Below are 705 nucleotides of genomic sequence, written 5' to 3'. Positions count from 1 at the left end.
GGGAGTTCCTCGACGTCGACGCCGCGGACCTGGGCCAGCTCGTGCTTGAGGGCGGCGAGTTCGGTGCCGCCGGCCATGTGGTTGGTGAGCTCGTCCAGGCTGACCTCGCTGCGGTCGGCGGAGAGTTCCATGGTGCCCAGGCGCAGGACGCTGAAGTGGTCGCCGACCATGTAGGCGTGGTGGGGGTTGTGGGTGATGAAGATGACGCCGAGGCCGCGGTCGCGGGCGGCGGCGATGTACTTCAGCACCACGCCGGACTGCTTGACGCCGAGGGCGGCGGTGGGCTCGTCCAGGATCAGGACGCGGGCGCCGAAGTAGACGGCGCGGGCGATCGCGACGCACTGGCGCTGGCCGCCTGAGAGGGTGCCGATGGGCTGTTCCAGGTCGTCGAGGACGATGCCCATGTTGCGCAGTTCCTCGTCGGCGGTCTTCTTCATCTTCTCGATGTCGAGGCGGCGGACGGGCCAGGGGCCGCGGGTCATCTCGGAGCCGAGGAAGAAGTTGCGCCAGACCGGCATCAGCGGGACGACGGCGAGGTCCTGGTAGACGGTGGCGATGCCCTTGTCGAGGGCTTCGCGCGGGGTGGAGAAGCGTACGGGGGTGCCGTCGACGAGGAAGTCGCCCTCGGTGTGCTGGTGCAGCCCGGAGATGATCTTGATGAGGGTGGACTTGCCGGCGCCGTTGTCGCCGAGCACGCAGGTGACC

General features: G+C 68.9%; 1 protein-coding gene. It reads right to left on the bottom strand.

The window, feature by feature from the left end; all coding sequences use genetic code 11:
• On the bottom strand, window positions 1-705 hold a 705-nt coding region (locus tag AC5P09_RS52070), incomplete at both ends, for an ATP-binding cassette domain-containing protein (RefSeq protein ID WP_493880647.1).

Source organism: Streptomyces sp. a15, assembly GCF_059026085.1.
Note: the sequence above shows the minus strand (reverse complement) of the source record. Positions and strands in the feature narration are given on the sequence as shown.